Origin of the sequence: Humibacter ginsenosidimutans, assembly GCF_007859675.1 — a bacterium.
GTDB classification, from domain to species: Bacteria; Actinomycetota; Actinomycetes; order Actinomycetales; family Microbacteriaceae; genus Humibacter; species Humibacter ginsenosidimutans.
The window spans coordinates 996,083-1,014,776 of the sequence record NZ_CP042305.1; the positions used below are offsets into that span (position 1 = coordinate 996,083).

Genomic DNA, 18,694 nt, shown 5'->3' on the forward strand with positions numbered 1-18,694 from the left:
GACGTTCAGAGGCGGCGTCGATATTCGACCTGCACTACTTGCCTGTGTGGGGTCCTCGACTCCGACGCTGCCCCGATCTGTCGAGCGCGGAGCAACGTAACGGACGCGGTGCGGTATTCGATGGCTTGCTGGGCGCTGGTGATGTCCTTGGGGTTGCCAAGCGGTGCAGGGCCCGTAATGTCATATCGCCACCGATACAGCGCGATCGTCGCCGCGTGGGCGGACCAGACCCGGCGGGCGCGCTGGTTCGTCGGAGGCGGGCCCACGCGTGTGGTCCAGTTCTCCCTTGCGTGGATCGCGATCTGCAGGAGCTTGCGCGCGGCGGTCTCGATCAGGGTCTGACGTTCGGTCAGCGCGGCGCGCATGTCGTCCGGGATGGGTCCGGCGGGTATCGGGATGAGTCCGGCGACCCTGCGTGTCGTGGCGGCGCGGCGCTGGCCGAGCTTTGCGGTAGCCCGGTCGATCCGCGTAGCGAGCAGGGCGGCGGAGTCGGCCAGGTCCTCACCCGACACAGTGGACGGGGCGAGGGCTGTGAGGATCGTGGCGGGGTCGTGTCCGGCGGCGACGTGGCGTGCGAGGGCGGCTTCGAGACGGTCATAGTACGGACTGGTGAACAGGTTGTCGGCTACGGTGTCGCGGAACGGGGCGGCATCCAGCAGCGCCGCCCACCGAACAGCCTGTGCTTCGCGAGCGAGAACGTCGTATTCCGCGAGCAACATCGAAAGGGACGCGTGCCGGTCTACTTCCAGCTTCAACGTCTCGGTGGCAGACAGGTCGGCGTCGCTGCGGGCGAGGACCCGTGCCAGCTGCTGGGCGACGGTCTTGGGTTCGGGCTGGTCCAGGTGGGCTTCGACCTCGTGCGGGTCGGGCTGGATGACGTAGGCGTGGTTGGCTTCGCGTCCGCGGGTGAGGGCGACGTAGAGCAGTTCCCGGGCGGCCTTCTCCGGATCGACGAGAGCATGGGTGGTGTCGACGGTCGCGCCCTGCGCGCGGTGGACGGTGGCCGCGTAGCCGAGCTCCAGGTCCTCCCGTACGTAGGCGGCGGGCAGGACGAGGGCCTTGCCGTAGGGGTGGTTGCCTTTCCCGAATCGGCGCACCGCCAGTGAGCCGTCCTCGTGGCGGTGGGTGACGTGCCAGTGGTCGCCGTTCTTTACCCACGATCGTCCCGTGCTCAGTCGGCGATCGTTGCGGCGGGTGACGACCAGATCCCCGACGCCCGCGGTGGTGCCGTCGTGCAATGCTGCGCCTTCGGCCTCGACGATGCCGGCGCCGATCAGGTCGACGCGGGCGCGCTGGTTCAGTTCGGCGACGGCGTCCCCGTTGTCGGCGATCATCAGCGTGGACAGCCCCGCGTCCCGGTCTGTCTGCCACGCCGCGTAGAGCGTGTCCAGCATCGTCTCGGCGTTCCCGTCGTGCAGGCGCCCGTGTTCTTGGTAGACGTCGAGGACGTTGATGTCGCCGTGACGCAGGGCGAGGGAGGCGGTCTTCTCCCAGTCGTGGACGAACCGGCGCACATCGGTCAGTTCGGGCGCCGAGTGGCGGTGACGCACGAGCATCCCGAACGCCCCGCCGGTCTCCACCGCGGACAGTTGCGCCCAGTCGCCGACGAGAACGACCTTGGCCCCGACCTGAGCGGCGTGCGCGGTGATCCGATCCAGGGCCAACGTTCCGGCCAGCGACGCCTCGTCCACTAGAACGAGTTGCCCGGCCAGCAGGTCCCACCGGTGCTTGCCGTGCTCGTAGAGGAACTTCGCCGTGTTCTCCGCCTTCACCCCCAAGCTCTCGCCGAGGACTTCCGCGGCAGCCGCGGACGGCGCGAGCCCGATCACCGAGTTCCGCCCGTGCCCGGCGGTCCAGGCCCGGTGCAGGGCGCGTAGCGCGGTCGTCTTCCCGGCACCTGCTGGGCCGACGAGCACGTCGAGGATGAGACCGGAGCGGGCGATTTGGGTGATCGCCGCCGCTTGGTCTGGGGCGAGCCGGACTCCCTTGATTTTGCGGGAGGCGTGTCGTGCGATCAACCGTGCCGACAACGCGGGTCCGTCGGCTGTCTCGGAGTGGTGTAGGAGACGTTGCTCGGCGTCGACGATGTCCTGGGCGGAGTAGGTCAGCTGGTCACTGGACTGGAACCGGTTGGACCCGTCTTTCAGCACGTAGTCGTTGGGCACTGGGCGGTCGTAGTCCGGGGTGAGCCGCAAAGACGCATCCTCGGTGCGGGTCACGATCCGATCGAGCACAGCGGTCCGGTCGTCTGTGGTGGCGAAGCGGACTCCCATCAGTTGTCGCATCGCTTCGGCATGCAGGTTCCACCGAGTCCAGGTCGCGCGACGGTTCGCGACTTCCAGCAACGCGACGGCCGCGATGTCGTGCACCTGCTCCAGGCCCAAGTCGTCGGCACGCAACCGCGCCTCACCCGACCCGCGTGCCAGAAGATGCCGCGCCCAGGTCGTCGCATCCTCACCCAACACCACCGTTGCACGCCTGCGCCATTCAGTAGTCAACTCGGCCAGCGAATGCAGCTGCTTGCCCGGCCTGGTCTCCAACGTTGCCTGCTGCCGCAATCTCGTGATTGTCCTGGCCGAGGGCTGCCGCCCATGCTCGGCGACGTACTCGGCGATCAGCCGGTTCTTCACCTGCTCGATCCCGTCCAGGCTGCCGTCGCTGGTGCCCGTGGTGCGGCGGGAGAAGGCGGCCGCAAGCGCGGTCGGTACGCCGTCGATCTCCCAACCGGTGTTGCGGTCCTTGCCGCGATCCACCGGAACCCAGGCCACTCCGAGCAGCCGGGCGGTGTGGTCGGTGAGGAAGGCGTTATATGACTCCGACAACGCCACCGCTGCCTTGTGCAGGCGCCGCGAATCCAGACTTCGCCACCGCCCGTCGACACCCTGCACCTTGTTCGAGACCACGACGTGCGTGTGCAGTTGCGGGTCCGCGGCCCGCGAGTCGTAATGATCGAACGCCGTCGCGATCACCCCAGTGACGGGCATCATCGCGATCCCACCGTGCCCCGCCCTGGTGGCGGCGACTCGTTCCTCCAGCAAGGCGATGGTGTCGCGCATCGCGGCATGATGCGCCTGTGCGATCAGCGCTTGCGTGCCGGCGTCCGTCACGCCCCACACCGTGCTGAGCGACTTCGGCGGGGAGAACGTCAGATCGAAGCCCGCAACCGCCGTGCGCGCCTTCTTCGCCAACTCCTCCTCACGAATGCGAACAATGGCTTCGTCGCGTTGCGCACCAGTCAGCGACGTATCCAGGCGTGCAACCCGCGCTGCAATGCGTTCACGCGGGGGTTGCAGTCGCGGGTACGGCAACCCGAGCTTGTCGCCAGTCACCGGGTGGACGCCCTCGCCGAGTAGCCGAGCGAGTTGCTCCTCGGTCACCGTGTCATCCACCGCGAGCGCGAAACCTCTCCCGGCCGCCAGGCTGGCAAGGCCAGCACCGAGCCACACTCCGGGCGGGCAGCCGGACTCGGTGTAGTACCGGGTCAACGGGGTCCCCATGTCGCGATCCCCGTCGCCGGCGGCCACCGACTGGAGCAGGTACCCATACCCGCGACCGGACGACATCACCCGAATAGTCATCACCACCGCGAACCCCTCCCGAAACGAACTCGGGGAGGGCCGCCTCAGTGACCAGGTGCGCTCCAGCGCACCACGACGCACCGACGGTGCCAGACGTGTGGGGGCTCAGAGAGGGGTAGAGCCAAGGGACTCCACGTCTGCTTCAGATGTCGTGTGTACGTCGAGAAGCCTCAGCGGGACTCCGGCTGAGGACCAGAGATCCGCCGGATTCTCCAAGCACTACGCCGGCTTGCGAAGGCGGAGTGTGAGGACGACCGAGTCCAACTCGTCATCACGGCATACGAGAACGGGCTGATCTAAGCAAGAATCAAGAGTGGTCTGGCCGGCTCGGCCGCCGCGAATGCATCGACCCGTGGATCACGAGGGCCCGAGCTTATCGCCCGCCGAAGCCCCGCAACCCACCATCTTCTTTTTCCCCCAGCGTGCCTTGATTGGAGTGCTGCTAAGGATGAAGGGCGGTGTGATCCTGTTTCCGTGGTGGCGACAGCGCCGCCCGGCACTGCCTGGAAGCCGACCGCTTCCAAGCCGACGACTACTATCTCGAAGCAGGCACCGCCCTGGCGCGAAGTTCGCGATCATCGACGCCACCGGCGCAACCTTGGCGCCGGTGTACTCCTGTGCGGTGGTTAGTCGGTGAGGGATGCGAGTGCCGCGGTGAGTCGGGACCGGGCGTCGGCGACGACTCCGGCCAGGTCCTGGTTCTGCGTGAGGGTTGCCATGACGTCGGGGTCGATGGCTTCCACCAGGGTGGTGGTGGCGTCGAGCGAGCGGACGACGACGTTGCATGGGAGCAGGAGTCCGATCGATGGTTCGGCCTGGAGGGCGGCATGGGCCAGCGGTGGTCGGCAGGCGCCGAGGATGATCTGGGCGGGGATGTCGGCGTTGATCTTGGTCTTCAGTGTGGCGGCGAGGTCGATCTCGGTCAGGATCCCGAATCCCTGCTCTGCCAGGGCGTCACGGGTCGCGCGGATGGTGGGTTCGAACGGCTGCTCGATGGTGGTGGTTAGGGCGTAACTCATGACGGCTGCCTTGTGTGGTGGGTGAGTTGGCTACGGACGTCGTCCATGTCGAGCTCCCGAACGGCGGTGACGACCTGCTCGAGGGCGGCGGCGGACAGGGCGCCGGGTTGGGCGAAGACGAGGACGCCGTCGCGGAAGGCCATCAGGGTGGGGATCGATGAGATGTTCGCTGCCGCGGCGAGGGCCTGTTCGGCCTCGGTATCGACTTTGGCGAACACGATGTCTTGGTGCCGACCAGCCGCGGCTTCGAACACGGGGGCGAACTGACGGCACGGACCGCACCACGATGCCCAGAAGTCGACCAGGACGATGCCACCGGCGCTGATCGTGGGTTCGAAGGTGTCGATCGTGAGGTTGCGAAGGTTCATGCTCAATGCTCCGGGGGACGAGGCGGACGTGTTCAGCACCCGATGATAATACCCCCCTCCGTATCAGATCCTGCCGGATCGGGCACCCTGCGGGATCGGTCCTGAGGAAACCCGACACTCCTCGGCCGGGCGATCCGATCGGTGGCGCACGAAGTTCCCATGGGCTATACTCCCGAATACCCCCCTGGGTATAATTCGGATGGACGGAGTCGATGGTGTGTCGAGCGGTGAACTGCAAAGTGTGCGGGAAGACGACCTGGGCCGGGTGCGGTCAGCACATCCAGCAGGTGAAGCGAACCGTCCCCGCGTCTCAGTGGTGCGACGGCAAGCATTCTGCCGCTGAGATCGAGGCGGCGAGGTCGTCGCAGGGCGGACTTTTCGCCCGATTGTTCGGCCGGTGAACACCTCGGCCCCCTGCGCGTGCTGAGACGACGTGTTGAGACGACGTGTTGAGACAAGGAGTGATCGCTGGTGCTGCTGCAACGCATCTATGACGAGGATCTCGCCCAGGCGAGCTATGTGATCGGCTGTCAGGCGACGGGAGAGGCGATCGTGGTGGACCCGCGCCGCGATCTCGACCCGTATCTCGAGCTCGCGCGCCAGCACGGGATGACGATCACGGCGATCACCGAGACCCACATTCATGCCGACTACCTGTCGGGGACCCGCGAGCTGGCCGCCCGTACGGGGGCGACCGTCTACGTCTCCGGCGAGGGCGGACCCGACTGGAGCTACGGACCGGCCTTCGACGACGCCGTACGGATGTCCGACGGCCACGAGATCACTCTGGGCAACATCACCCTCCGGGCGGTGCACACACCAGGTCACACGCCCGAGCACATGTCGTTCCTGGTCACGGACCGGGCCCAGGCGGATGGGCCGGGCTTCCTGCTGAGCGGCGACTTCGTCTTCGTCGGCGACCTCGGGCGCCCGGATCTGCTGGATGAGGCCGCCGGCGGTCTCGATACCCGCTTCGAGGGCGCCCGAGCCCTGTACGCGAGTGTGCGCGACCGGTTCCTCACGCTGCCCGACTACGTGCAGGTGCTTCCCGCGCACGGATCGGGGAGCGCCTGCGGCAAGGCGTTGGGCGCCGTGCCGGCGACCACCGTCGGCTACGAGCGCTCCTTCTCCTGGTGGAGCAGATATCTGGACGAAGGCGACGAAGAGGGCTTCGTCGCGGAGCTGCTCGATGGTCAGCCCGACGCACATGCCTACTTCGCCCGGATGAAGATCCAGAACAAACTCGGCCCGGCCATCGCCGGCCCGCAGGCGACACCCGTCGAGCACACCTCCGAGCAGCTCGCTGAAGAACTCGCCGACGACCGGGTCATCCTCGTCGACACCCGACACCATGCGCGTGTGCACGAGGGCACCGTGGCCGGTGCGCTGAACATTCCCGGCGTCGCGAAGGCCGCGAGCTACGGCGCCTGGGTGTACGACCCCGAGACCGAGCACCGGCCGCTGGTCGTGCTCGCGACCAACGCGGACGAAGCCGCACAATTCCGCGATCACCTCCTGCGAGTGGGCATCGACACCGTCTCCGGATTCGTCACCTCACTGGACGGACTCGAGTTGGTGACGCCCCCGCTGCTGCGACCGGAGGATCTCCCCAGCTTCGATCACGCCCTACTCCTGGACGTACGCAACAAGACGGAATACACCGCAGGACACCTGCCACACGCCGAACAACTCAGCGGCGGCCGAGCCCTGTGGCACCTCGACAAGCTACCCGCCCACGGCACGATCGTCAGCTACTGCCAAAGCGGCGTCCGCAACAGCGTCACAGCCAGCGCCCTACGCCGGGCAGGATACGACATCGTCGAACTCGACGGCTCCTACCGCAGCTGGCTCGACATCCCCGGCAACGTCGCCACCGTCGGCGACGGTCCGATCCCAGGCGACACCCCGACCCCATAGGAAGCACGACGAGGGTCGAGGATTGCCGCTGCCCACGTATTTGGTGCCGGGCTTGGGCCAGGAGCATTCGGTCAGGAGGGTGCCGCGGGCTGCCGGGAAATCGTCTGGGCATGAGCAGACAAACCGAGCACCGGGCACGTGCCCGCCGACGTACTCGTCGGGTTCGTGGACGTCGATGACGATCCCAGACCCCAAATGCCGAGGTGCTCGACCCTCTTGCTCATCGCGCGGGCTTGGTTCGTGAGCTTTGCCGCGCCCTCAGGCGAGGGTCATGAAGAGCTTCTCGAGTTCTTCGACCGTCATCGGATCGGACTCGTCGTTCTCATCCGCGATGCACTTCTGCATCGCGGTGGAGATGATCTGGAATCCCGCCTTATCCAGTGCGCTGGAGACGGCAGCGAGCTGAATGACGACATCACGACACTTGCCGCCGTTCTCGATCGCCGAGATGATCGCGTTCAACTGCCCTTGCGCGCGCCGCAACCGATTGAGAACGGGCTTCTGCGTTGCACTGACCGTAGTAGACATCGCCTTCCTTTCCCTCGAGTTGATAATACCCCTGGGTGTATCGCGGCGGCGATCGCGTGGTTCAGTGTCGTCAAGGACGTGGTTGCTCAGATCCTGATGTAGACGGCGCCTGCCAATTGCGCGTCGACGAGGGTTGTGAGAGCCGACTCGACGGTCTGCACCTCGGGCTGGAGCTGGTCAGGCGAGATCTCGCGGCGACGCATGCCGACCTGGCAGGCCTCGACCGTCGTGTTCTCCTGCGTCGTCACCGATTCGGCGGTCTCGGTCACTCCCTCGAGGGCGGCGCCGTTGACGATGATGCGCACGCGTAGACCGGGACGGGACCCGGTGAGTGACGAGGATGCGGCAACGGCACGAGCGACATCCTCTGGGCTGTCGGAGACGTGCAGGAGAATGACGGAGCCGTGCGGGGTGTCTTGCATCATGATCGTGTTCCTTACGCGTGATTCGTATGCCGCGGTGTGCGGCGTATTGTTCTGCCGGCGACGCGTGTCCTGTGTCCTCAGGCGGTGCGACGCATCAGGAGGACGCCGTCCTGCAGCGTGGCGTACTCCCCGTTCGGGCCGGTCGCCTTGCTAGATCGGATGTCGGCGAGGTCGGTGACCCATCCCCGGCCCAGCCGCAACGCCGATCGGTCGGTCTCTGGGCTCGTCCTCTCCGTCGTGTCGGGTACGTGACGGTGCTTGGCCCAGGGTGGCATGGTGACGTGGGAGACCACCAGCAAGCGTCCGGCGGGGCCGACCAGCTCAGCTGCGCGGCGCAGCACGAGCGTCCGGTCATCTCCGATGTCGTGCAGGAAGAACGCTGTGACCAGGTCGTAGGAAGATGTGTGACCTGCAGACCACGTCAGAAGGCCCCCAACAAAGAACCGTGCGCCGGGCAGACCCCGGGCTCTGGCCGCGTCCCGAGCCCGCTGGACGGCAGTCGGCGAGAGATCGACGCCTTCGGCGCTCCAGCCGCGCTCGGCCAGCCACAGCACGTCGGTGCCTTCCCCGCATCCGACATCCAGGGCACGCCCCGCCCGCAGCGCCGCGGCAACGTCGGTCAAGACCGGATTCGGACGGCCCGACCACACCCGCTCCGGGCCCGAACATCTTTTCTCCCACTGCTCCGAGACCTCGGCGACGCAGCGTCGGTCGACGCTCATCGGCCGAAGAGACCAGTGACGGGCTCGCTCTCATGGTCGTTGCGCCGCTGCGAGACCCGAATACCCCGCATGGCCCGGTCGACGTGCCGGCCACAACCGGCACCGGTCATCGCGCCGCACATCCTGCAGGCCACCGCTGTGCACATCCTTGGTTCCGCTCTTTCACGCATTCGGATATCCGTCCGATCGCGAGTGAGCCGCTCGGGACCCGTCGTGATCGATTGTGCTTCACGGTCGTACCGCCAGAACATCGCAGCGCGGTATCCATCCTCCGGGGCGCTCCCTCGTCATGAAGCACCATATACCCCCCAGGGTTTAATGGGAATCCAGAACAGCCGAACGACACGGCAGATCGTGTCAACAATCCCGACGACTCACCAGGAATACCCACCGGGGTATATTTTCCGTGCGAGACGACAGGGCGCGGAGAAAAGACGACGGCTACGCGGTCGCGCACGGCCGGGCAGACGATGTCCACGCCAGCGTTGAAAGCGTCGACTGACGGAGAGGCGGATCATGGTGGAACGCATCGATGTGGCGGTCATCGGTACGGGCGGAGCGGGGTATCCCGGGGCGTTCCTGCTGGGACGTGCTGGGCGCCGGGTGCTGATGGTGGACCCGATCGGGAATATCGGCGGGGACTGTCTTGCCGAGGGGTGTGTGCCCTCGAAGACGGTCCGAGAGTTCGCCCAGGCCTTCCAACGCGCCCGGAGAGACCCGCTCGCCCGGCTGATCGGCGTGTGCGACCCGGACGAGGACGCCGATGACTCGGTGCGCTGGAGCGAGGTCCTCGCGCACAAGGACGCGGTGCAGCAGTCCAGGTACGCGCAACACGCGGGCGAGATACCTCAAGCTGGTCTTCGACGGCCACACCGGCCGGCTGCTCGGCGCGCAGCTCGCCGGCCTCGACGCCGCACAGCTGACAGCTCCGCTCGCCCTCGCAATGCACGCCGGTCTCGGCGCCAGACAGCTGACCGAGTCCGCGTTCCCCCACCCGATGGTCTCCGAGGGCATCAACAAGGCCGCCCGCTCCGTCCTGTCGTGAGCCGCGATCTTCATACGGCCGCGTATCCATCACGCCGTCTTGTGGCCGGCACCTGCTCGCCCTCGAACGGCGCCCACCAGCGAAGGGAGACCCCGTGAGCATTCTCCTAGCCATCGTCCTCGGGGCGCTCATCGGCCTCAGTCTCGGCGCCCTCGGCGGCGGCGGGTCGATCCTCACGGTACCCGCACTCGTCTACGTCCTCGGGCAGTCCGCGCATCAGGCCGTTGCCGAAAGCCTGATCGTGGTCGGCATCACCTCGATCGTCGCCGCCATCAGCCACGCTAGGGTGCACCATGTCCGCTGGGGCACCGCCATCGTGTTCGGGGTGCTCGGCATCGTCACCTCCTATCTCGGCTCCGCCCTCAGCGCACTGATCGACCCCAACCTCCTCCTGCTGGCCTTCGCCGTCCTCGTCCTGATAGCCGCGGTCGCGATGTGGACGCGCACCCGCCCGAAGCACGGGAAGGAAGCCGCCCCTCCGACGACGCTGCGCGTGGACGGCAGGTGGAACCACGCAGTCGTATTGCGCGTCGTGAGCAGCGCCCTGATCGTGGGCTTCCTCACCGGATTCCTCGGCGTCGGCGGCGGATTCGTGATCGTCCCGGCTCTCGTGCTCTCCCTCGGGATGGAGATGCCGGTCGCGGTCGGCACCTCACTGCTGGTAATCGCGATCAACTGCGCCGTCTCCCTCGTGCCGCACCTCGGCACCGCCACCATCGACTGGAAGATCGTGATCCCCTTCACGCTGGGCGCCATCGCAGCCTCACTCGGCGGCAAACTCCTCGCCGGCAAGGCATCCGGGAAATGGCTCACCCGCTCCCTCGTGTTCCTCCTCATCGCCGTCGCGATCTACATCGCCACCCGCAGCGTCCTCGCGCTCACCGCATAAACACTCCGTTCGTGATAATCGAGTAGGACAACTTCTGCTGCCCGTTCTGGGACACGTCCGTACCGGAGAACCAGTCTGCGCTGGTCAAAGACTACGTCGACACCGGGAAGCTGCGGATCGAGTAGCGAGACATGCCGGTGCACAGCCAGCAACCAGTGAACACAGCGGTCACGCAGGCCGTCGAGAGCAGGACCGGTTCTGGCAGTTGCACGACGCCGCACACGTTGCCGTTCCGCCTGCGGCCATACCAACCTGATGCGTCCGCCTGATCCAGTTCGCGCAGCAGGCCGGAGTACCGGACATGGCGCGCTTCGAGTCCGAGACGAACGATCCGGCTCTGCTGAAGGAGATCGAAGCCGATCGCACCCAGGGGTACGAGCCCGGTATCACGACCACGCCAGCCTTACTCGTCGGCGACATGCTGCTGCTCGGCGCACAGCCCCTCAGCATCTGCCGGTCGGATCGCCCATCGTCGGCAGCGTCCTGCTTCTCACCTACGACTTAGTTACTCGCCTAGTAGCTATTTTGACGGCCCTCAGCAGTCGCTCCAACGCGGGAAGTGTGTCCGCTCCGGGTGACAGGTGGCTCACCGGTTGGGTAGCCACACGGTAGCTAGATTCGCGGGCCAACTTCAAAATAGGAAAAGGGGTCGGTCAACGAACTGCCATCTCGGCTTGAAGTCGCCGGGTTCGCAAGTCTCTAACCACCACTCGGACAGTGCACCCATATCCGCGTCGTGGAACACCGGCCCCGTCTGCACGGCGCTTGTGGCCAGCGCACTGATCGCACCGGCATTGACCCAGCAGCAGCAATGAAGCCCCTGCGGCGCAGACCCAGAAGGAACCAGTCGATGGCCCCCGACGAGCCGAACCGTCCGACCGAACCCACTACCCGGCCGCAACAGAAGGGAGCCGTTGGCTCTTCTTGACCACGACCGTAATGCCGGGGTGCTCGTCGCCGGCGTATTCACGGTCGACATACGACCGTTTCACCGTCCCGGCCGGCGAAGGCGTCCATGTAGACCGCCAGCAGGTTGGCCTAGTCAGTTGCTGTCAGGACTGTAGCGCGGTCGAATATGGGATCCATCTGTGCTGGCGAAGCCATTCGACCGCGAGCCCGGTCCAGACCGAGACACCAGAATCGTCGAGTGCAAGACCAAGTCCGTGCGGCCCGTGCTGAAAGACGTGTAGCTCGTGAGGCACGCTGTGCGTTGCCAGCGCGCAGCCTAGAAGATAGCTGTGTTGTACTGCGACAGATTCGTCGTCGGCGGTGTGCCAAATGAAGAAGGGTGGGGCGTCCTTTGTGACCAGCCGATTCAGTGACGTGGTCGCAGACAGCTCAGGGCTCGGATCGGCTCCGATCAGACGTCGACTCGACCCAGGGTGTCTGTATAACTCCATCGAAACCACGGGATAGCCAAGAATTACTGTATCGACGCGGGTCGAGTCATCCTCCGGGCACAAAGCTGCCATCCCAGCAGCATGGCCACCGGCCGAAAATCCGACTAAGCCCACACGTTCCGCTCCCAGCGACCGGATCCGTCGGATCTCTCCTCGTACTGCCTGGAGTACCTCCGGATGCCGTGTCTGTACCGGGTAACGGAACACGCTCGCCTCGATCCCGAGTGACCTGATCCATCCGGCGACAGGCTCAGCCTCATGGACGCCATGAACCGCGTAGCCCCCACCGGGAAGCACGATGAAGTGAGATGTGTTCATGCTGTTCGGCCCCCCGCCCGCTCAGTGGCAAGCGGATTCTTCGTATAGATGACAACGCCCCAAGGGTTCAGATCGATCTTGATCGGAGCGTGCACGTAGTCCAACGTTGTCAGGAACACGGCATTTCGCCCTATCGAGACGAACTGTCTGGATGATCTGCAGCAACGGCGACCCGATCTCGAAAGTAGTCCATCGTCGGCGCGCGGCTCACCTCTGTGGCATCAGCCGCTGAGTCGACACGCGCGGGCATGGTCGCGAGGGCGTCGTCCCACGCCAGCCGGCTGCAGGCGTCGGTTCCCACAGCTCCGGTCTTCAGCACTCTGGCTCTATCGATCATCGGTTCTTCTGGTTCATGGACAACTCCTTCTTCAGTCGTGGTAGCACGACTTCCAGCCAGCGTTCTGCTATCAGGCGGTGACCGCGCTCGGTCGGATGAATGCCATCAGGAGCGACCGACTCAGTCCCCTCGACGGTCGCTTCCCGGCGCAACGCATCGTCGAGCGGGACGAAGAGGACATTGTGCTCGCGTGCGACAGCACGCGCGACCTCGATCTTCTCCTCGAGGTCCTCGGCTCGCCATCGCGCGATCTCGTCAGAGAGGGGAAGGATGAAGTGCTCCATGATGACGATCTCGACATTGCGTGACAGGGACATCCGGACGATGGCATCGAGGTCGGAGCGGTATGAGGGGGCCGAGGTCGTCTCGTGTTGGGTGTATCGGTGTCTGGTGTCGTTGACCCCGATGAGAACGCTGGCCAGTACCGGCGTCTGATCCAGGATCTCAGCGTCCCAGTGTTGGCGGACGTTACGTGCTCGACGGCCGCCGACTCCAACATTGACGACCCGCATGCCGGGCAGCTCGTTGGCGACCATCCGGACGTAACCGCGGCCCAGACTCCCCGGGGAGTTGTCCCGCTCGGCCTCTGTGATGCTGTCACCGGCGAACACGATCGTGCCCGTACCGTCGGACTCCATCGCTCTGTCTCCTGTCATGCCGCGTGCCGACTCTCGATCGCAGACGCGCATCGCCGGAGTGCGGCGTCGTCGGCGCCCACCGCATCCAGCGCTGCGAGCCCAGCACCCAGGACGGGCGGTGCCGTGACCCAGAGCGGGCGCGCCGACGGCGCAGACGAGCCGAGCCGAGCCAGAACCCCGTCCACTAGCAGCGGCGGGCGGGCGGCAAGCACCCCTCCTCCGAGCACGATCGGAACCGTCTGATCGTGGAGTCCGAGCCGGTCGATCGTGGTCGTCACCAGCACGACGATCTCCTCTGCTTGACGCACGACAAGACGCTTTGAGACTGGGTCGGCCCGCGCGGCCGTGTCGAAGAGCACGCGGCACAGTCGGTTGCGCGTGTCGTCGGCGTCGATCTGCCCGAAATGCAATGCCTCGATGATCTCACCGACGTTGAGGAAGCCGAGAGCCTCTGGAACGGTTTCGGCCAGCAGTGTTCTCGGTCCTCTGCCGTCCTCGGCACGTGCGGCATGCCACAGCGCTTCTGCGCCCAGCTGAGCACCTCCGCCCCAATCACCGGAGATCTCCCCCAGCGCAGGGAACCTGACTGTCGCACCGTCCGAGCGCACGCCGACAGCATTGATGCCCGTGCCGCACACGACGGCGACCGCGTCACGCTCGCTCGTTCCCGCGCGAAGCAGGGCGAACATGTCGTTGTCGATAACATTCGGCGCTCCACCCTCGTCTTTCCAGTCGGCCAGAGCGCGGTGGCCGCGTACGATGTCCTCGGGCAGGTCGAGTCCGGCGAGGTAGGCGTGCGTCGCGATGAGGCGCCGGCCGGGGGCGCGTTCGAGCAGCTCCGTGCGCAGCGCAGTCAGCAGGCGTTCGGTCGCCTCCCAGCCGAGAACGTGCGGGTTCGACCCCGGCCCTCTGACGTGGCCGAGAAGTCTCCCGTCGATTCCGAGGAGGACCATGTCGGTCTTGGTCCCGCCCCCGTCGACGGCGAGAACGGCGTCGCCTCCGGTCAGGTCCGGACGCGACCGGTTCACGCCGTCCACCACAAGTGGTCCGCGTTGTGAGCGATGAGCAAGTCGGCTAACCGTGCGGCCCGATCGATTTGTCCGACCAGCGGATGGGCGAGCAGGGCGTGCGTCACGCGATCCCGTCCACCGTGTATGGCCGCGTCGAGCGCCAGCCGCTCGTATGCGGCGACGTGGGAGATCAAGCCCGCCAGGTCGGAGGGGACGGGCACCACACGATCCGGGATGATCGACGCCGCCGTGACGCGGGCCGGAACCTCGATGACGTGGTCGTCGGGGAGGAAGGGAAGGGTGCCGCGGTTGAATACGTTAAGCACCTGGACGTCGCCTCGGTCGCCGAACACGGAGGACAGCACGTTGATCGCAGCGTCGGAATAGTAGGCTCCTCCGCGATCGGCGAGCTCGGCGGGCTTCGTCACCACCGTCTCATCCGCATACTTCTCGAGTAGTGCCCGTTCGGTCGCCATCACGGTCTCGGCCCGAGTCGGCTCGTGCAACTGCTCGTCGAGCATCGCGTCGTGCGCGTAGTAGTACCGCAGGTAAGGCGATGGGATCGCGTGCTGCAGGCTCAGGACGCGCGCATCTATGCCGATCTGACGTGCGGTCTCGTCCAGCTGTGGGCCGATCAGTTCGCCGAGGACGTCGCGTTCGACGCCGTCGTCCCCGGTGACGTGCACGCCGAGCTCCCATGTCAGGTGGTTGAGTCCGACGTGGTCGAGGCGGATCCTGTCGGGGGCGACTCCGAACTGGGCTGCAAACCTCCGTTGGTTCCCGATGGCCACGTTGCACAGCCCTACGGCACGGTGGCCCGCAGCCAACAGGGCTCGAGTGACGATCCCGACCGGATTCGTGAAGTCCACGATCCAGGCGTCGGGTCGCGCATGGCGTCGGACCTTCTCCGCGATGTCAAGAACGACGGGAACCGTGCGGAGCGCTTTCGCAAGACCCCCGGGGCCGGTGGTCTCCTGACCGATGCAGTGGAGCTCGTGGGGCCAGGTCTCATCCGATTGCCGGGTACGCTGACCACCGATGCGGAGTTGCAGCATGACGGCATCCGCGTCGGCGATGCCCGCGATCAGATCGTCTGTGACATGTATTATCCCGGGATGGCCGGCGTGCGCGAACATCCGCTTGGCCACTCCGCCGACCAGACGACGACGTTCAGGGTCCGGGTCGACCAGCCACAGCTCGCTGATCGGAAGTCTGTCGCGGAGCCGGGCGAACCCGTCCACCAGTTCTGGTGTGTAGGTCGAGCCGCCCCCGATGATGGCAAGCTTCACTGTCCTTGTTCTCCTTTCGACTGCGGTCGTTCGCGAGAAGCCGTCCAGGATGAGTCAGACGGTTCGGCACGAAGGGCCATTACGTCCGGGATCCGTTCGGCCACAGCCTCGCGAAATGGTGCGCTGGCTCTCAACGTCTCCGGGAAGATCGCGGCGTTCCGAACGAGACGATCGGCCGCGGCCCGCGGGTCGCCGCGCAGCGAGGCCGAGCTGCCGATGGCTCGTTGTAGTTCCTCTGCCAAGGGGTCCCGCAGAGCGGGGCCATCTCGATCGGACGTCGAGGCGATGAAGACTATCCAGGCCGCCACGCCGAATGCGAGCTCGCGTGGGATGTCGCCGCTGCGCACCCGGTCCACTGCGGTCTCGAGCAGCCGTTGCGGAATCTTCTGCGAGCCGTCCATCGCGATCTGCTGGGTGGTGTGGGCCAACGCCGGATTCGCGAAGCGCTTCAGCACACTGTCGCGATACCGCGCCAACTCCATGCCGGGCGGCGCGACCAGGGTCGGGATGATGTCGGCATCGACCATGCGCGTGACTGCGCTCACCAGCAGGGGGTCGGCGACGGCATCGCGAATGGTCGCGTATCCTCGAAGCGCGCCGAGATATGCCAGCACCGAATGGACGGCGTTGAGGATGCGCAACTTGGCTCGCTCGTATGGCGCCACGCACGTTGTCATCGTCACGCCCACGGCCTCCCAGGCCGGGCGGGGGCCTGCGAAATCGTCCTCGATGATCCACTGTCGGAACGGTTCCGCCACGACGAGGGCGTCATCGCGCATCCCGACGAGCCGCTCGGCGATCTCCCGGTCCTCCCGGCTCGTCGCGGGAACGATGCGGTCCACCATCGTTGACGGGAAGCGCACGGATGAGGCGATCCACTCCTGGAACCGCGCGACCCGATCGGCCGCGCCCGCGAGGTCACGGCGCGCCGCCTCGTCATGGGCTTCCGAGATGAGCGAACGCAGCATGCGCCGCGTGACGGCGCCGTTGTCGCCGAGGTTGTCGCAGGAGAGCACGGTGATCGGTAATGCGGTCGTCGAGAACCGGTGGAACAGGCCGCGCAACAGCAGTCCCGGCGCCGTTCTCGACGGCGCGTCCGTGCTCCGCCCCGCTAGTTCGTCGAGGATCACCCGAATGTCGTGCTCGATCGTTGGGAGCGTGAGGTCGACCGTGCCGTGCGCGGCACCGGCGTATCCCTTCTCCGTGACGGTCATCGTGATGATTCGCGTCGTGGGCTTCGCGATGACCCGTGCGATCTGAAGCGAGCTGGTGGTCGGCGACGCCACCGCTCGGATCGCGCCGACTACGGACAGTCGGTTGTCGTCCGCACGCCGTTCCAGGATGCCGTAGAGCCCGTCCTGCGGGCCGAGGTCATGCAGGACGCGGTCGCTGCGACCGGTCACGGCCAGGATGCCCCAGTCGGTCTCCCCGCTGATAGCTATGGCCTCCTCCGTGTAGAGGGCCTGGTGTGCGCGTTGGAATGCTCCTGCACCGAGATGCACGATCCCAATCGACAGACGCCTCGGGTCCACGAGGGGCGGTCGCACCGTAGGCGGCGCTGATACCAACGCGTCGAGGTGCTCGAGGGAGAGGCGCGGGATCACGTGACCGTTCCGAACGTCCACGGAACGAACTCCTGGTCGCCGATCCCGAGATCCTCGCTTGCCGTTCGCTGCCCCGAAGCGACTCGGATGATGAGCTCGAAGATCTCGTTCCCGACGTCATCGAGCGAGGCGCTGCCGTCGACGATACTGCCCGCGTTGACGTCGATGTCGTCGCCCATCCGCTGAAAGAGCTCGGTGTTCGTGGCGATCTTGATCGACGGGGCAGGCTTTGAGCCAAAAACTGACCCTCGGCCCGTGGTGAAGCAGATCACGGTCGCCCCGCCCGCGATGATGCCAGTGACCGAGACGGGGTCGTATCCCGGTGTGTCCATGAATACCAGGCCGCGTGAGGTCACCGGATCGGCGTATTCGTAGACTGCCGACAGCTCGGCCTGCCCACCCTTGGCGACTGCCCCCAGGGACTTTTCGAGGATCGTGGTCAACCCGCCGTCCTTGTTTCCGGGGGACGGGTTGTTGTCTAGGCTTCCCCCGCCTTGGGCCGCATAGCGCTGCCACCACTGCAGTCGGGAGAGAAGCCGCCGGGCGACGTCGGGATCGGCCGCTCGGTAGGTGAGCAGATGCTCGGCGCCGAAGATCTCGGGAGTCTCGGCAAGGATCGATGTCCCGCCGCAGGACACGAGACGGTCCGAGGCGACGCCTAGTGCGGGGTTGGCGGAGACTCCGGAGAACCCGTCGGAGCCTCCGCAATTGAGCCCGAGGACGAGCTCCGAGACCGGAGTGTCCTCACGCCGGCGTGCGTCGAGAGCGGGGAGCATCTCCTTTACCCGTGCGATACCCTCGGCGACGGCGGCCCGGACTCCGCCCGCGGCCTGGATCGTCAGGCTGGAGACAATGGTGTCCGCAGGGATCGTGCCATCGTCGACCAAGGATTCGACTGCGACCATCTCGCAGCCCAGTCCGAGCACGACAAGCCCGCCGAAGTTCGGATGCCTGGCATACCCTCGCAGGGTGCGCAGGAGTGTTTCCGCACCCTCGCTGCCCGTGATCAGTCCACAGCCGCTTTGGTGCGTCAAGGCCATCACGCCGTCGACATTCGGATACTCCGTCAACGCCTGGTACTTGAACGCCTCGGCAATCATGAGGGCAGCCGTTGCGGAGCAGTTGACGGAGGTCAGCACCCCGATGTAGTTCCGGGTGCCGACCGTGCCGTTGGCACGCCGATAGCCAGCGAAGGTGGGAATCGGACCCACCGGCGGACCGGGTTCCTGCCGGGCTCGGAGCCTCTCCTTGCCGTGCTCGTGTTCGGAGTCGTCCATGCCGAGGTTGTGGCTGTGGACATGGTCACCGGGGTGGATCTCGGATGTGGCTCGACCGATCGACTGGCCGTACTTGGAGACAGGCGCGCCGACCGGCACACGGGTCAAGGCGAGTTTGTGGCCACGAGGGATGTTCGCGGTGACGGTGATCGTCCCACGGCCCTTCCCGAGGTCGATCACCAGGCCAGCGTCGAGGCCACGGAGCGCGACCGCGACGTCATCGTCCTGTGCCATCTGAATCGCGACTGAGCGCAGCGGTGTTGAGGTCATTGTTATCCATCGAGGTCGTCTCGTTTGAGGAAACGAGGAAGCGGTCGTGGTCGAGCCATC

The 18,694-nt window shown here is 66.1% G+C and carries 17 protein-coding genes and 1 pseudogene; 5 read left to right on the forward strand and 13 right to left on the reverse strand.

Annotated elements, in window-relative coordinates; translation table 11 throughout:
* Positions 1 to 5 precede the first annotated feature (5 nt).
* The 3 genes from mobF to trxA form a co-directional block, all read right to left on the reverse strand.
* Positions 6 to 3,578, reverse strand: coding sequence for a MobF family relaxase (gene mobF / locus FPZ11_RS04740; RefSeq protein ID WP_246846642.1), 3,573 nt, complete (start codon positions 3,576 to 3,578; stop codon positions 6 to 8).
* A 626-nt stretch (positions 3,579 to 4,204) separates the two neighbouring features.
* Positions 4,205 to 4,597, reverse strand: a complete 393-nt coding sequence (locus tag FPZ11_RS04745; protein ID WP_146318821.1) for a DUF302 domain-containing protein — start codon at positions 4,595 to 4,597, stop codon at positions 4,205 to 4,207.
* Positions 4,594 to 4,965, reverse strand: a complete 372-nt coding sequence (gene trxA, locus FPZ11_RS04750; protein ID WP_146318823.1) for a thioredoxin — start codon at positions 4,963 to 4,965, stop codon at positions 4,594 to 4,596. The genes FPZ11_RS04745 and trxA overlap by 4 nt, the downstream gene beginning before the upstream one ends.
* 215 nt (positions 4,966 to 5,180) lie before the next feature.
* On the opposite strand from trxA, the gene FPZ11_RS19690 reads away from it, so the two are divergent.
* Both FPZ11_RS19690 and FPZ11_RS04760 read left to right on the forward strand, forming a co-directional pair.
* Positions 5,181 to 5,366 carry a DUF8730 family Cys-rich protein gene (locus FPZ11_RS19690; RefSeq protein ID WP_146322702.1) on the forward strand — a complete coding sequence of 62 codons (186 nt, stop codon included), beginning with the start codon at positions 5,181 to 5,183 and terminating at the stop codon, positions 5,364 to 5,366.
* A 70-nt stretch (positions 5,367 to 5,436) separates the two neighbouring features.
* Positions 5,437 to 6,882, forward strand: a complete 1,446-nt coding sequence (locus FPZ11_RS04760) for an MBL fold metallo-hydrolase (RefSeq protein WP_146318825.1) — start codon at positions 5,437 to 5,439, stop codon at positions 6,880 to 6,882.
* A gap of 258 nt (positions 6,883 to 7,140) precedes the next feature.
* On the opposite strand, the gene FPZ11_RS04765 is transcribed toward FPZ11_RS04760, so the two are convergent.
* The 4 genes from FPZ11_RS04765 to FPZ11_RS20445 form a co-directional block, all read right to left on the reverse strand.
* Positions 7,141 to 7,410: a metal-sensitive transcriptional regulator gene (locus tag FPZ11_RS04765; RefSeq protein WP_146318827.1), complete on the reverse strand. Its 270-nt coding sequence runs from the start codon at positions 7,408 to 7,410 to the stop codon at positions 7,141 to 7,143.
* Between the two features lie 86 nt (positions 7,411 to 7,496).
* Positions 7,497 to 7,835 carry a DsrE family protein gene (locus tag FPZ11_RS04770; protein WP_146318829.1) on the reverse strand — a complete coding sequence of 113 codons (339 nt, stop codon included), beginning with the start codon at positions 7,833 to 7,835 and terminating at the stop codon, positions 7,497 to 7,499.
* Positions 7,836 to 7,912: 77 nt separating this feature from the next.
* Positions 7,913 to 8,557, reverse strand: a complete 645-nt coding sequence (locus FPZ11_RS04775) for a class I SAM-dependent methyltransferase (protein ID WP_146318831.1) — start codon at positions 8,555 to 8,557, stop codon at positions 7,913 to 7,915.
* Positions 8,554 to 8,808, reverse strand: a complete 255-nt coding sequence (locus FPZ11_RS20445; RefSeq protein WP_146318833.1) for a DUF8730 family Cys-rich protein — start codon at positions 8,806 to 8,808, stop codon at positions 8,554 to 8,556. The genes FPZ11_RS04775 and FPZ11_RS20445 overlap by 4 nt, the downstream gene beginning before the upstream one ends.
* A 265-nt stretch (positions 8,809 to 9,073) precedes the next feature.
* Between FPZ11_RS20445 and FPZ11_RS20230 the strand changes: the two are divergent.
* The 3 genes and pseudogenes from FPZ11_RS20230 to FPZ11_RS04790 all read left to right on the forward strand — a co-directional run.
* A pseudogene (locus FPZ11_RS20230) lies at positions 9,074 to 9,235 on the forward strand (FAD-dependent oxidoreductase); the annotation flags it as partial.
* Positions 9,236 to 9,320: 85 nt separating this feature from the next.
* Positions 9,321 to 9,602 carry an oxidoreductase dimerization domain-containing protein gene (locus FPZ11_RS19430; protein ID WP_210415954.1) on the forward strand — a complete coding sequence of 94 codons (282 nt, stop codon included), beginning with the start codon at positions 9,321 to 9,323 and terminating at the stop codon, positions 9,600 to 9,602.
* Positions 9,603 to 9,696: 94 nt separating this feature from the next.
* Positions 9,697 to 10,491, forward strand: a complete 795-nt coding sequence (locus FPZ11_RS04790) for a sulfite exporter TauE/SafE family protein (RefSeq protein WP_146318836.1) — start codon at positions 9,697 to 9,699, stop codon at positions 10,489 to 10,491.
* Between the two features lie 1,052 nt (positions 10,492 to 11,543).
* Here FPZ11_RS04790 and FPZ11_RS20060 read toward each other — a convergent pair.
* The 6 genes from FPZ11_RS20060 to FPZ11_RS04820 all read right to left on the reverse strand — a co-directional run bounded on the left by FPZ11_RS20060 (position 11,544) and on the right by FPZ11_RS04820 (position 18,634).
* Positions 11,544 to 12,209, reverse strand: a complete 666-nt coding sequence (locus FPZ11_RS20060; RefSeq protein ID WP_146318838.1) for an alpha/beta hydrolase — start codon at positions 12,207 to 12,209, stop codon at positions 11,544 to 11,546.
* Between the two features lie 333 nt (positions 12,210 to 12,542).
* Positions 12,543 to 13,184, reverse strand: coding sequence for an SGNH/GDSL hydrolase family protein (locus FPZ11_RS04800; protein ID WP_168203734.1), 642 nt, complete (start codon positions 13,182 to 13,184; stop codon positions 12,543 to 12,545).
* Between the two features lie 14 nt (positions 13,185 to 13,198).
* On the reverse strand, positions 13,199 to 14,212 hold the full coding sequence (locus FPZ11_RS04805) for an N-acetylglucosamine kinase (protein ID WP_246846530.1): 1,014 nt from the start codon (positions 14,210 to 14,212) through the stop codon (positions 13,199 to 13,201).
* Positions 14,209 to 15,483: a 6-phospho-beta-glucosidase gene (locus FPZ11_RS04810; RefSeq protein WP_146318842.1), complete on the reverse strand. Its 1,275-nt coding sequence runs from the start codon at positions 15,481 to 15,483 to the stop codon at positions 14,209 to 14,211. The genes FPZ11_RS04805 and FPZ11_RS04810 overlap by 4 nt, the downstream gene beginning before the upstream one ends.
* Complete coding sequence (locus FPZ11_RS04815; protein ID WP_246846531.1) at positions 15,480 to 16,985, reverse strand: mannitol dehydrogenase family protein; 1,506 nt, start codon at positions 16,983 to 16,985, stop codon at positions 15,480 to 15,482. The genes FPZ11_RS04810 and FPZ11_RS04815 overlap by 4 nt, the downstream gene beginning before the upstream one ends.
* Before the next feature lie 98 nt (positions 16,986 to 17,083).
* Positions 17,084 to 18,634 (reverse strand): UxaA family hydrolase, encoded by a 1,551-nt coding sequence (locus FPZ11_RS04820; RefSeq protein ID WP_146318844.1) that lies wholly within the window; start codon positions 18,632 to 18,634, stop codon positions 17,084 to 17,086.
* Between the last annotated feature and the right edge of the window lie 60 nt (positions 18,635 to 18,694).

Excerpts from the sequence above, each read along its gene's own strand:
- mobF (WP_246846642.1), bottom strand. The coding sequence starts at position 3,578 with ATGACTATTCGGGTGATGTCGTCCGGTCGCGGGTATGGGTACCTGCTC.
- FPZ11_RS04745 (WP_146318821.1), bottom strand. The coding sequence starts at position 4,597 with ATGAGTTACGCCCTAACCACCACCATCGAGCAGCCGTTCGAACCCACC.
- trxA (WP_146318823.1), bottom strand. The coding sequence starts at position 4,965 with ATGAACCTTCGCAACCTCACGATCGACACCTTCGAACCCACGATCAGC.
- FPZ11_RS04765 (WP_146318827.1), bottom strand. The coding sequence starts at position 7,410 with ATGTCTACTACGGTCAGTGCAACGCAGAAGCCCGTTCTCAATCGGTTG.
- FPZ11_RS04770 (WP_146318829.1), bottom strand. The coding sequence starts at position 7,835 with ATGATGCAAGACACCCCGCACGGCTCCGTCATTCTCCTGCACGTCTCC.
- FPZ11_RS04775 (WP_146318831.1), bottom strand. The coding sequence starts at position 8,557 with ATGAGCGTCGACCGACGCTGCGTCGCCGAGGTCTCGGAGCAGTGGGAG.
- FPZ11_RS20445 (WP_146318833.1), bottom strand. The coding sequence starts at position 8,808 with ATGTTCTGGCGGTACGACCGTGAAGCACAATCGATCACGACGGGTCCC.
- FPZ11_RS19430 (WP_210415954.1), top strand. The coding sequence starts at position 9,321 with ATGACTCGGTGCGCTGGAGCGAGGTCCTCGCGCACAAGGACGCGGTGC.
- FPZ11_RS20060 (WP_146318838.1), bottom strand. The coding sequence starts at position 12,209 with ATGAACACATCTCACTTCATCGTGCTTCCCGGTGGGGGCTACGCGGTT.
- FPZ11_RS04800 (WP_168203734.1), bottom strand. The coding sequence starts at position 13,184 with ATGGAGTCCGACGGTACGGGCACGATCGTGTTCGCCGGTGACAGCATC.
- FPZ11_RS04820 (WP_146318844.1), bottom strand. The coding sequence starts at position 18,634 with ATGACCTCAACACCGCTGCGCTCAGTCGCGATTCAGATGGCACAGGAC.